This is a genomic window from Bernardetia sp. MNP-M8 (genome assembly GCF_037126285.1).
In the GTDB taxonomy this organism is placed as follows: Bacteria; Bacteroidota; Bacteroidia; order Cytophagales; family Bernardetiaceae; genus Bernardetia.
Window position 1 is genome coordinate 2,645,815 of sequence record NZ_CP147012.1, and the last position, 12,282, is coordinate 2,658,096.

The 12,282-nt window shown below is 30.2% G+C and carries 11 protein-coding genes; 1 reads left to right on the forward strand and 10 read right to left on the reverse strand.

The annotated features are described in order from the left end of the window. Positions 1-105 precede the first annotated feature (105 nt). Positions 106-1,656: a glutamate--tRNA ligase gene (gene gltX / locus V9L04_RS10870; RefSeq protein WP_338794165.1), complete on the reverse strand. Its 1,551-nt coding sequence runs from the start codon at positions 1,654-1,656 to the stop codon at positions 106-108. A 179-nt stretch (positions 1,657-1,835) separates the two neighbouring features. Here gltX and V9L04_RS10875 point away from each other — a divergent pair, with 179 nt between their 5' ends. Beyond that, a complete protein-coding gene (locus V9L04_RS10875; protein ID WP_338794166.1) occupies positions 1,836-2,306 on the forward strand; it encodes a hypothetical protein in 471 nt (156 codons plus the stop codon). A 115-nt stretch (positions 2,307-2,421) separates the two neighbouring features. On the opposite strand, the gene V9L04_RS10880 is transcribed toward V9L04_RS10875, so the two are convergent. From V9L04_RS10880 to V9L04_RS10920, 9 genes are all read right to left on the reverse strand, one after another. Then, a complete protein-coding gene (locus tag V9L04_RS10880) occupies positions 2,422-3,906 on the reverse strand; it encodes a serine hydrolase (RefSeq protein ID WP_338794167.1) in 1,485 nt (494 codons plus the stop codon). 148 nt (positions 3,907-4,054) lie between these two features. After that, positions 4,055-4,624, reverse strand: coding sequence for a Crp/Fnr family transcriptional regulator (locus V9L04_RS10885; protein ID WP_338794168.1), 570 nt, complete (start codon positions 4,622-4,624; stop codon positions 4,055-4,057). Between the two features lie 86 nt (positions 4,625-4,710). After that, entirely contained in the window at positions 4,711-4,932 is a 222-nt protein-coding gene (locus V9L04_RS10890) for a DUF2798 domain-containing protein (RefSeq protein WP_338794169.1), read from the reverse strand. Positions 4,933-5,201: 269 nt separating this feature from the next. Then, positions 5,202-7,052, reverse strand: coding sequence for a cystathionine beta-synthase (locus tag V9L04_RS10895; protein WP_338794170.1), 1,851 nt, complete (start codon positions 7,050-7,052; stop codon positions 5,202-5,204). A 217-nt stretch (positions 7,053-7,269) separates the two neighbouring features. Next, the gene (locus tag V9L04_RS10900; protein WP_338794171.1) at positions 7,270-7,725 is read right to left on the reverse strand and encodes a hypothetical protein; all 456 of its coding nucleotides are present in this window, start codon (positions 7,723-7,725) and stop codon (positions 7,270-7,272) included. 30 nt (positions 7,726-7,755) lie between these two features. Then, a complete protein-coding gene (locus V9L04_RS10905; RefSeq protein ID WP_338794172.1) occupies positions 7,756-8,241 on the reverse strand; it encodes a hypothetical protein in 486 nt (161 codons plus the stop codon). Between the two features lie 119 nt (positions 8,242-8,360). Then, positions 8,361-9,407: an EndoU domain-containing protein gene (locus V9L04_RS10910; protein ID WP_338794173.1), complete on the reverse strand. Its 1,047-nt coding sequence runs from the start codon at positions 9,405-9,407 to the stop codon at positions 8,361-8,363. Positions 9,408-9,514: 107 nt separating this feature from the next. After that, positions 9,515-10,969: an adenosine deaminase gene (locus tag V9L04_RS10915; protein ID WP_338794174.1), complete on the reverse strand. Its 1,455-nt coding sequence runs from the start codon at positions 10,967-10,969 to the stop codon at positions 9,515-9,517. Positions 10,970-11,091: 122 nt separating this feature from the next. Beyond that, complete coding sequence (locus V9L04_RS10920; protein WP_338794175.1) at positions 11,092-12,180, reverse strand: serine hydrolase; 1,089 nt, start codon at positions 12,178-12,180, stop codon at positions 11,092-11,094. Positions 12,181-12,282 lie beyond the last annotated feature (102 nt).

Consider the following 12,282-nt stretch of genomic DNA (forward strand, 5'->3'; position numbering starts at 1 on the left):
ACTACAACAAAAAATAGTATTTGTATTCATCCTGCCTTTTATCATATAAATCATAAAGATCACTTGTCAATCAGTTATGATATTTTGCATTACTAACTCAAGAAACTAAGCCTTCACTTCAAGTTCACTAATAGCCTTTTCAATTCTAGCAGAAACTTCTTCTTTTCCTAAAAGAGTAGCTACTTCCATCAAATCAGGTCCTGAACCTGCACCAGTCAGAGCCAAGCGCAAAGGAAGCATAACAACACCCATTTTGACTCCTGCATTTGTAGCAGCATCATGAACGAGTTGTTTAGTTTGTGCTTCATCAGTCAATGAATCTGTATTTTTCAAAACTTCTACCAAAGCAGTAAGCCCTTTTACAGCATCAGCATTCCATTTTTTGGCAACTAATTGTTCATCATATTCAGAAGGAGCTTGTAAAAATACTTGTGAACCTTCCCAAAAATCACTCATAAATACGGCTCTTTCTTTTAATATTCCAGCTAATTTTTCTAAATAAGAAGTATCAGCCAAAGAGTTAGAAACCATTTTTGAAGCTAAATAATCAGCGATTTCATTATTTGGTTTGTTGCGTAGATATTGTTGATTAAACCATTTTGCTTTATCAAAATCAAATCTTGCTCCTGCTTTATTTACTCTTGAAATATCAAAGGCTTCGATTAATTCTTCCATAGAAAAAATCTCTTCATTATTCCCAGGATTCCAACCCAAAAGAGCTAAAAAGTTTACGACAGCAGCAGGTTCGAATCCCCATTCTCTAAAACCTTCAAATTTTTCATCTTCTGCTCCTTTTCCATTCCATTCCAACGGAAAAACAGGCATTCCGAATTTTGCACCATCACGTTTTGAAAGTTTTCCGTTTCCGTCTGGTTTCAAAATCAAAGGCAAGTGAGCAAATTTTGGCATTGTATCTTCCCAACCCAAATAACGATACAAAAGAACGTGCAAAGGAGCAGACGGAAGCCACTCTTCACCACGAATAACGTGTGTAATTTTCATTAAATGGTCATCGACAACATTTGCCAAATGATAGGTAGGCATTCCGTCGGATTTCAACAAAACTTTATCATCAATGGCAGACGAATGAACAACTACCCAGTTACGAATCATGTCATTCAAACGAACTTCTTCTTTGCGTGGAACTTTCAAACGAACTACATATTTTTCGCCACTTTCTAAAAGACGTTTTGTTTCATCTTCTGGCAATGTCAAAGAGTTACGCATTTGTGTACGAGTGATACTGTTGTATTGAGGAGAAGCAACACCTGCATTTTTCAAACGTTCTTTCATTGCTTCTAAATCTTCTGAAGTATCAAAAGCATAATAAGCATATCCGTTTTCGATGAGTTGCATGGCATAATCTTTATACATATCTTTTCGCTCAGACTGGCGATAAGGCGCATATTGTCCTCCATGTTTTGGACTTTCAGTAGGAACAATTCCAATCCACTCTAAGGCTTCCAAAATATATTCTTCTGCTCCTTCTACAAAACGAGTTTGGTCGGTATCTTCTACACGAATGATAAACTCGCCACCATGTTTTTTGGCAAATAAATAATTGAAAAGGGCAGTACGGACTCCTCCGATATGCAATGCTCCTGTTGGAGAAGGTGCAAAACGAACTCGTACATTTGATGCTGTGTCGTTACTCATAAAGATAATTCTATATAGTTTTTTTGATATATTTCATTTTGAAGTTTTAAAACACAAATTTACAAAAAAATAATGATGCTTCTAATTATGCTTTGTATTTGGTTTTAAATTATAAACTTGATGTTTGGCTTTGTAGTTCATTTAATCCTAATTTATAATTTTGAAAATATTAATTGCCAATGTATAATCAGAAAAAACTAGATCATTATTCTCAAAAAGTAAATGATTTTTTGAAAAAAAACTATCCTTCTATATTAGAATCTCCTTATCGAATTAGTTTCCATCAAAATGAGGATATAGAAACCGTCTTTTTAGAAATAAAAATAAAATCCTTTAGTGAAGAAAGAAACACGAATTTGATTTTAAATAGCCAAGATGAAAAAATAACTATTGGTTTTTGTAGTCATCATTGTTATTTTGGAGGTTGGTATGAAAGTAAGTTTGAAGAAGATATAAAAGATGCAATTTCTACCTTCAAAAAAATAAGAGAAGGAGAATTAATTGTAGCAGAGTATTACAGAGATGAAAAATTTGTAGGTTCTGTATTTATAAAAAAACAAGAACAATTTGATGAAAAAAAATTATTGAAGGAGTGGAAATCTGGAAAGCCTAATCGAATTAATTTTGAAAGGTTTAGATTGAATGAATAATTTTAGATATTCTCTGTAGCTTTAGTAACTCTGTTTTATCTAAAAATTCACAAGAGTTACTTTATTATTACCAAATTAGATAAAATTGATAGATAGATTTTGAAAAAAACATTCTTTATTTTGTTTCAATTTCAAAAATTTTGTTTCCATTTTCTCCTAAATAATGTTTTAATAATTTCTCATATACTTTGTAGCCATCATCTACATTAGTAAAAATAATTATTCCTTCTTTTGTTTTTGGGAAAATAAATGCTATTGTTTGGCAGCCTTTGTCAGCACCACTATGGGCTAAAGCATATTGATTGTTTGCTAATTCATAAATTTCAAATCCAAGTCCAAAATATTTTCCTTCTTTTGTTTGAATTTGATGTTTAATCATATCATCAAATACTTTTTCGCTCAAACCTTCGCCTTTCATTACACTAGTTAAAAATTTTCCATAGTCTTCAAGTGTAGTCAATAAATTATCAGCAGCATTTGCAGTTGTATTTCTTTCTATTTCGTAAGCAAGTCCCTTTTTGTTATAACCTATTGCAAATCGTAAACTGTCTGTTTTTTCAGTCCAAAAATAATTGGTATCATTCATTTGTAAAGGAGTAAAAATCAATTCGGTTGCTAACTCATTAAGCGATTTTTGAAATTTTGCTTCTAAGGCTTCTCTCAAATATTCAAAACCTTCTCCTGAATATTGATATTTCGTTCCAACTGGAAATTCAAAATGTAGTTTTCCATCTTCATTATTTCCACGCCAATTTGTAAAACCTGTTTGATGACTCAAAATATGTCTTGTCGTAATTAATTTGGAATTTGGGTCTTTTGCCACATCTGGATCAGTCCAATAGTTATAAATAGGCTCATCTAAGTTCCATTTTCCCAAACTGACGAGCTTCAAAGTTACTATTGCTGTAATTGGTTTGGTAAGAGAGGCAACATTAAAAATAGTATTATAAGGTGCTACAACATCTTTTTTGAGTTCTCCAAATACTTTTATTTGTTGTAGTTTTCCATCTTTAATAATTCCCAGTCCTAACGTTGGAACTTTGTTTTCTTTTAACCAATTTTCTATTTCAGTATCGCTACCAAACATAGAAGATTGATAGCTTAAGGAATTTGTGTCTTGATGGTCATAACTCAAACTCTTGTTTAATTTCCAAACTCCATTTTCTAAAAGCCAAACGTGGGTAAATTTTGCTGTACCTACAAAGGTTTCTTTTTGGTTTGATATTGTTTCATGAAATTTATGATTGCCTGTTTGAATTGCTCCATACAACACATTTTTTTTATAAAGTGGATAAATTTCAGTGCTTTCTGTTACTAATGCTCTTCTTGATTTATAGGTTGTAGGTGATCTGCATAAACCATTTTTTAAATTATATAAAAATTCTTTTTTGTATGAAATGCTGTCTTTGTCGTGAAAGAATTCAAATTTTTCACTCAATAAACTCTCAAACTGGTCAATATCACATGTGTTAAAGCCTACATTAAAAAGCAGACTGTCCTTTAATATAATCGTTTTGTATAAGTCAGAGCTTTTTTCGACTTGTGCCCATACTGAAAAAGTTGTCAGAAAAAGAAAACTAATAATCAGATATTTTTTCATGTTATGATTGTTAATTGCACAATTTGAAGTTTGTAAATTATAAGAGTATGATTAATACTGTTACAGATTTACTACAAAGACAGTGTTTTTTTTAATAGATTGCATCAAGAATAAATTTTTGAATATTTTTCTGAAAAATAATATAGAGTTAGCATTTTGATTTGAGTCTGCTTAATGTTTCTTGTGAAATATTAAGATAAGTAGCTACAATTTTTTTGGGTAAGCGTTGAACGATATTTGGTTGAATCTCTAGTAACTGCTTATATCTTTCTGTTGCGTCAAGCGTCAAAAATGACATAAGTCTATTTGTATTATGTATATAGGCTTTTTCTAGATAATTTCGATAAAATTTTTCCCATAATGGAATAATTTCAAGTAAATGATAAAAATCTTCATGTGAGATATAAAGTAATGTGGTTGGTTCGGATGCTTGAATAAATTCTGATGAGGGTTCATTTGAAATAAAACTAGAAATAGCTGTAGCAAAATTATTTTCAAATGCTAAATAGCGTGTTGCTTCGTGTCCTTCTTCAGTAATAAAAAATATACGTAAACAGCCATTGCCAACAAAAAAAGTGCGTTGGCTAGTTTGTCCGTAAACAAGTAAAAGTTCGTTCTTCTCTACTTCCAAAGGTTTGAAATAAGAAAGAATGATACTTAATTCAGCCTCTGTAACATTAATAGTTTTTCTGATGTATTCGGTAAGTTGTGCTTTCATTATTAAATGAGTTAGGAAATTTAAAATGGCATTGTTGCAATGAAAAATCAGTGCAAAACAATGCCATTTATACCAATAATTTATTCCTAATTAGAAGTTACTTTTTCTGCCAATTTCTTTGCTATTGGAATGATGATTAAAACACTAATATATGCTACAGGTATCATTACAATCCAAGAATCTAGGAACATAAAAAACCAATCTTCTCCAAAGCCATAATTACGGATTAGTCCTACAAATCCCATAATCAATGTCATTGGAATAACAATAAATAATGTGCTAATGTACTTGAAATACTTTTTATTCATGTTTGTAAATTTTTGCTTTATATTTAATTTATATTGCAAAATTAGCCAAACAAAAAAAAGTAAACATTGATGTAGATCAAAAAAGGAATAAAATCAAAAATAAATTCATTTACTAAATATCTCTTTAAGACTCACACAATAGTTTGTAATAGCTCAATGTATGAGAACACTCTTTTATTTTTTAATAAATTTCAAATTGAGATTTAAAAATTTAAGCCAAACTGCATTTTAATACAGTTTGGCTTATTTTTCTTTAACTTTATATAGAATTAAATCTGCTCCACAAACTCCAAAAATACTTCTTTATGTTTTTCCAAATCCATATCAGCAGAAAGCGAAACACGAGCAATATAATCTTTGTCAGATTCTTTGGTTGTTCCTTGCGTAGAGGTGGCAGGAATTGTCCAATAACAGCCTTTTAGCTGTCCATAACTCACACAATATTTACTTTCGTTTGGAATCTGAGTAATCATCATAGTAATTAATTTATCATTCAATTTCCTTTTGTAAAGTTCCTTTTCTTCTGCTGTATTTCCTTTTGTAGGAAGGTCTAATGAAAAAACTGAAGGTGTAAACCCTTGCTGCGCCAGTTCTTCAGAAACAAAATTGATTTTTGCTGTTGGTAAAACCTCTTTGATAAAATCGACAAATTTGCGAGTATTTTTATAAGCATCTTCAATTCTTTGATTCATTGAAGGTAACTGTTCTGCCAAAATTTCCATTTGAAGATTTGTCGCTTCGTTATCACAAAGAATGATGTTTTTTTCTATTTTATCCATCAAATAATCAGCTTTTTGATTAGCTACACAATACCCAGCTGTTACTTTTCCACCACTCGGAAATTTTGAGCCACTGACATAAGAAATGGTTTTGACAGTAGATAATATTTCATTTTTGCCTAAAAAATTTACATTCGGACAAAAAGTTTGGTCTAAGATAAAAACAGGTTCGATAGCTGTTTTGCCAGTTGGAGTTTGACGTTTTTTGCTTAAAGCCTTTTCCAAATCTTCAAGATTTGGCACTTCCACTCTTGGATTGGTCGGAATCTCGGCAATGATATAAGGAACTGCATCTAATTCGGCTACTTTTGCTAAAACTCGTTCAGTGCTTTGTACCATATCATTATCGCCATCAACTGGCAAATCCATTATTTCAACATTATCCAAACATGCAGCTACTCTTCTAGCTTGGTCATTTGTGCCACCATAGCAATTTGGAGGAACGATAATTTTGATAGCTTTTCCCTTGTGGTTTTCTGTTGCATCATGAATCAATCCCATCATAATAGCATATTGAATAGAAAGTCCACTAGAACTAACAACGGCTTTCGAATCCGAATGCGTAATTTTTTTGATGGATGCTAAAACCGATTCTTTATTTTTTTGAGTATCAAATGTTTTAGGTTCAAAAGACGTATTTTCTGTAAGGATATGCAAAGCTGTCAAACAATCGGCTGGAGTCATTGCTATTGTTTCTCTTCTACGGACGTGCTGAATTTCTGAAATATAACTTTCGTTTTCTTTGCCATTTACAAACAAAATACTTCCTAAATCATCATGAATATTAATATAAAAATCAATTTTAGAATCAAGATTAGCCGTTCCAATTTCATTTTTTTGTGAAATATAAATCGTACTTCCTTCAAAGTTTTCTATATCTTCTATTTTCTCAACTTGCTTTAATTCAAACTCATAACCATAAACATTTCTAATAATTTCGGCATCAAAAAAAGCAGGTAAATTATCTGTATAAACGATTTGAGTAGCTTTATTAGTTAATAAATTTTTTCTCAAAACTGCCAAAATAGGAGTTGTTCTAGATGAAAAACTGATTACACTTTCTGATTTTAGATTATTCATTTTAGCGATTGCCCACTCCAAAACAGAAGACAATGGATGCCCCAAACGGATATAATCGTAAGCCGTAGGCAATTCACTTAATGCCGATTTTTCAGCGTTATTTGTTTCAAATAAAATTTCAAATTTTTCTAAAAACTCTGTTTTGGCTAATTCTTCGTTATAAATATCTAGTCTGTGCGTGGTTAGTCTTAGCCAGTCGTTTGGCATATTTTCTACCACTTCTTTTATATAGTTGAGTGTTTTGTCTTCTGCAATAATCATATTTCTGTGAGTTTTGAATGATTGGTTACGTTTTTCTGAATACTAACTCAAAGATACGATATTGGTTTGTTTTCTCTATTTTGAATCTATTTTCTAAATAAATCAAATTGTGTATCACAGACTTCCTAGTCTGTGTAAAATAAAGACAGACTATTTTAAGCGAAATACAATTATTATTATTCAGACTAGGAAGTCTGAAGTACGTATCTTCTAAAGATTAAATAATGCTATCAAACGATTCAAATTTTAAGGAATCAAGACGAATCTCAAATTCACTTGTTTGATTATTTAGTTTTTTCTGATAAATTATTCTACCATCTTCTGTTAATTCTAGTATTTCAAATTGTCCTCCTTGAAAGTTAGAAAATCTTGCAGTAGCATTTTTTTGAAAGTCAATCAGAAAAAGCCGTAACACAGCATCATTATCATGCTTGATGAATTCTGCATCAAAACTCTCATTGGCATATTCTTCAAATATAATTATATCCTCTTCCTTCAATTTCCAAAACTTCCCAGTAAACCATTTTCCAAACTTCAAAGAATCATCTAATAGACTAAGTTTGTAGGTAAAATACCAATGGTCTGCTCTGATATTCAAATTTGAAGGATGGAATGCATCTGCAAAAGTTAGTTTTAAAGTGTGGTTTTTACTAGAGATTAGAATGTCTTCCATTGGTTACATAAGTGAATTATCAAAGATAAATTAGAGGTTTATTTTAATTTCAACTGGTGTTTCAAGGTTTTTATAATTTTCTATTTCTTCATTCATACTTGGAAGTTGTAAAATAATGGGTTCTTTTTCTTTACTGTGGGTTTCTAAAATATTTATGCTATGATTGCTTTTTAATGAGGGATTCCATCCATCATTTAACCCTTTATTTATCATATCAGCAATGAATTTGGGTTTTATTTGGGTGATTTGTTCAGCTCCCATAAATCCATCTATTAAGATTGAATTTATCTTTATAAATAAATTTGAAACAGAATTGGCTTTTAATTGAATCATAATATTAATTGTAATGTCCATTACTTGACCTAGTCCATAATGACTTGCATATTTTACAAATGTATCATTCAATTCATCTGCTTGTTCTCGCCATTCAGATTTTGCTTTAATTTTAGATATTTTGTACAAGTATTCAATACCATTTACGTTTATTTTTCTTGAACCTTTTTTTGAAATTGCCATTTATTTTTTGATTGATTACTAGAATATCTCAAAGATATGATATTGATTACCATAAATGAGAAACTTTTTTAACTTAATGGAATTGATGTAGGACAGTTTTTTTAGTTTTAGAAATACTATTATGTAAAATAAATAGGATATATTGAAGTAGCTTCTAAATCCTTATTTGTCCAAATTTCTACTCTTACACCTGATTTAGTTATACTTTCCCACTTTGTTTTATTTCCATTACTATCTTCAATTGGATTATATTTTTTTTCCATTGCATAGACACATTCCTTATTTAATTGTATTAAACTCCAATGATTTTGAAAAAATGTTGAAGGCATATACTTCTTTTTCTGAGGCTTAATGATATTGTTGCCTTTGCTTATGCGTTTATCTAAAAATAATAATTCGCCTTTCCAAACACCAAATTTATCAGGATATTTAGTTACTTTCACGACTTTTGCAAAGTCTAAAATAACTGCAAAAATGTGGTGTATTCCACCTACATTTCTTTTGACAATATTTCCTATTAAAGTATGTTGAATAAGAGAAACTGATAGATTTTTTCCTTTTTCACTAAGAATTAAATGCTCTAATTGTAATTTTTGTTTACCAGATAATACTTGTCCTTTTTCCTTATTAGATAATTTGATGTATAATGGACTTTTTTCTTTTAGAGTATCTAAATTTTCATATTTTTTAAAATATCCAATATTTTTATTTTTTTTAAAATATCCAATAGTTAGATAATTGGGGATTTCCATAATTTCTATCAATTCTTTATGTGTTTTATCTCGCTGTCTCTCTATAAACTTTCCTATTATATAATGTGTGTCAAAATTCTTTTCTTCTATAGTTTCATATAAAGATATTGGAGTTTGATATATATGAGTTTGGGACTCTACTTGTTCTATTACAACAAATAAATCTTTAGAAATATAGCCAAAAACAAAATCACACTCAATCTGAGAATTTTCAAGGTATATTTTTGTATGTGTAGGAATAACAAATCGACGAGTACATAAAGAGGTTTTTATGTATAAGAGTTCTAAATTTGATAAATCATAAGTTGTAAAAGGTATTTTTTTATCTATAACTTTATTATTTTCATCACAAATAATAAGTTGGGTTGGTGTTTTTTGTCTTACTTTCATATGAATTTTTATATATGATTTCATTTTTAACAAACGTTATTATCATATAAAAAGTTCTTTTTTCTACTCTACTGTTATTGGCTTTCATTATAATTAAGAGATGTTACAAAAATTCCACTACTCCCCCTCCACTACTCCCCCAAAAACCCCAATTCAAACTCCAAAAATCTCTCTTCCAAATCCTTTTTTCTTTTTTCTTTTTCTGATTGAGTTAGAAACGAATACTCAATACTATTAAAAACCATTTTTTTGATGTCTTGATAGTTTATGGAAGGATAATCTCTTGTGAGTATCAAAAATTGCTGCGTTAAATCGGTTCGGAGTACGCCTGCATCGTCTGTCGAAATTACTATCGGTACATTATACGCCTTGTATAAAAGTATAGGATGTTTATTTCCACGCACACCCAAAATAAAATCATTACTAGAAAAATTAATTTCTACTGCGATTTCATATTGCGCCATATAAGAAAGCAACTCTTCTGATTTTTTCTCATAAGCAATATCGACACCGTGTCCGATTCGCTTTGCACCTGCAATAAATACAGCGTCATTGATATGATACGTCAAATCTTCTGGTTTTACTAATCCTAGGGTAAGTTCGCCTGCGTGCATGGCAGTTTTTACGTTGGGATAGACTGATTTAAAATACTTGAAAATCTGCATGTGTAACCAATAATCTCTCATCGATACAGCGTTATTTTCTGGTGCGACAATATTTACACCCACTATCAAATCCGATATACTGGCAGAATGAAAAGAAATCAAGAAAGATTTGAAGGTAGTAGCAGGGTCTAATACACGAATAAAATAGTTTTGATAACGCATCGTAAATTTTTCGTCATCTATTTTATTTTCTGTGTGAAGTTTTTGTATAAGCTGATTATGTGACTTTACTTTTGAGAGAAAAACAGCATTATCTATCTTTGTGTAGTAGTTGTAAAGCTCTGCTAGTTTTGTTTGTATAGCGTTGTCTTTTGTTTCTTGTAATGCTAATAATTGAGTAGTATATTCGTTATCCTTTTCAAATTTATCATAAAAACCTGTGCTTTTAAACATCGTTTCGATATAACTCACATTTTCAGAAATTGCTCTAGTTTTTATTTCTGCAAGTCCTTCATTATAGGTTTTTCTTTTGGGAATACTGAACTTGTCGAAGGTAGAAAAGAAGTGTTCATCAGTTGGATTTGATACATAATTGAAGTAGAGTTTAGACCAAGATTCTATGATTTTGATTCTAATATCAGACCAATAGCCATCTTCCTTCAAAGAATTAACTTTCGACCATTCACTTATCTCATTTTTAGGTGCTGGTCTATCAGCAATAGCATACGAATTTCTATTAACCCATAAATTATTCTTTTCAATATACTCCAAATACGTTTCAGCATACACCGAACCACTATAATGATGATGCAAATCTGCTCCCTTTGGAAGTTTAGCAAAAAATTGTCTCAAACGAGCTTCATCATTTCTAATGCTATCCAAATAGGTATCAATTCTTTGTACTGTTTCTTGATTGGTGTTTTGTGCAAAACTAAATTGAGCAACAAAAAATAGTAGAAATAGGATTAGCGAATGTTTCATTTTAGAGTAGTTTGTCGTGTTTTTTTTATAAAAACTCTAATATACGACATTCGTTTATTTAACAATATAGCAAAATTATTTTTAGTGCAAAATTGCCTTTTTGAGTAAAATTCTTTAATTACTTATTCTAATGCAGCAAGAACTTTGCTCATAATTATATAGGATCTTCTATGTTGATATCTTTGACCATAAGCACTAGAGGTTAGAGCAATAACAATTTTTTCTTTAGGTATTACAATTAGATGATTTCCTCCGTTTCCAGAGCCAAATAAATAATCTATCTTATTATTCCCAAAAGTTCTGGATGATTTATACCAAAACATGCCATAAGAATCTGCTAAGAAGAACCAATCTGAAATTGCAGGATTTTTACTGTTTATCAATAAATCAATGTAATCTGTATTAATGATCTGTTGATTGTCCCATTTACCTTCATTAGTAATAAGCATTCCTAGTTTTGCAAAGTCTAATGTAGTTAAATATAGATTACCTGCAGCTCCAGTTTGATTTGCAGCATTGGTAAACCAATAAACTTGTCTGATTCCTAAAGGCTCAAATAGTTTTTCTTTAGCATAATCTTTTAGACTCATACCTGATGCTTCTTCAATTGCTAGACCAATAAGCAAAGCATTAATATCTGCATATACAAAGCTTTCGCCAGGTTGATTTTTTAGAGGAACATTAAGAATATATTCTTTCCAGTCATCTTTTGCCAACCAATTGATGGCATTTCCCATTGTTTTTGTATCATCAGAATCAGCATCTAATCCAGAAGACATATCAAGAACTTGTCGAAGTTTAATTTTTTTATAGTCTTTATTGACAGAGTAATTTTTGTTGCTTGAAAACAGAGAATAAATACTTTGATCTACGTCTTTAATTAGACCTTCCTTTATTGCTATTCCCAAAAGTAAAGCAGTAACACTTTTTCCTGCTGATCGAATATCATGAATAGAGTTTCTCCAAAATGTATTATAGTATTCTTCTATGACAATATTGTTATCTTTAATTACGACAAGTCCCCTAAAGTCTTTATATTCTGTGTTATTTATGTCATTTAATAGACTTTCAATAGAGTCTCTATTAAAACCAGCTTCTTCTAAAGATATAGAAGGCAGTTTTATATCTTGTTGTATTTGTTTATTTATTGTCGTTTTTTGTCCAAGCGAACAAGAGTATAATAATAAACTTAATAGTAGAATAGCTCTCATATTTAATTAATCTTTTTACGATAAGAAAATAATTTTTGTAGTTCATAAAATAAAAGTAGACTCTAAATATAGAATATTTTTTTAGAATATCACTTTCATAGA

Excerpts from the sequence above, each read along its gene's own strand:
- gltX (WP_338794165.1), bottom strand. The coding sequence starts at position 1,656 with ATGAGTAACGACACAGCATCAAATGTACGAGTTCGTTTTGCACCTTCT.
- V9L04_RS10875 (WP_338794166.1), top strand. The coding sequence starts at position 1,836 with ATGTATAATCAGAAAAAACTAGATCATTATTCTCAAAAAGTAAATGAT.
- V9L04_RS10880 (WP_338794167.1), bottom strand. The coding sequence starts at position 3,906 with ATGAAAAAATATCTGATTATTAGTTTTCTTTTTCTGACAACTTTTTCA.
- V9L04_RS10885 (WP_338794168.1), bottom strand. The coding sequence starts at position 4,624 with ATGAAAGCACAACTTACCGAATACATCAGAAAAACTATTAATGTTACA.
- V9L04_RS10890 (WP_338794169.1), bottom strand. The coding sequence starts at position 4,932 with ATGAATAAAAAGTATTTCAAGTACATTAGCACATTATTTATTGTTATT.
- V9L04_RS10895 (WP_338794170.1), bottom strand. The coding sequence starts at position 7,052 with ATGATTATTGCAGAAGACAAAACACTCAACTATATAAAAGAAGTGGTA.
- V9L04_RS10900 (WP_338794171.1), bottom strand. The coding sequence starts at position 7,725 with ATGGAAGACATTCTAATCTCTAGTAAAAACCACACTTTAAAACTAACT.
- V9L04_RS10905 (WP_338794172.1), bottom strand. The coding sequence starts at position 8,241 with ATGGCAATTTCAAAAAAAGGTTCAAGAAAAATAAACGTAAATGGTATT.
- V9L04_RS10910 (WP_338794173.1), bottom strand. The coding sequence starts at position 9,407 with ATGAAATCATATATAAAAATTCATATGAAAGTAAGACAAAAAACACCA.
- V9L04_RS10915 (WP_338794174.1), bottom strand. The coding sequence starts at position 10,969 with ATGAAACATTCGCTAATCCTATTTCTACTATTTTTTGTTGCTCAATTT.
- V9L04_RS10920 (WP_338794175.1), bottom strand. The coding sequence starts at position 12,180 with ATGAGAGCTATTCTACTATTAAGTTTATTATTATACTCTTGTTCGCTT.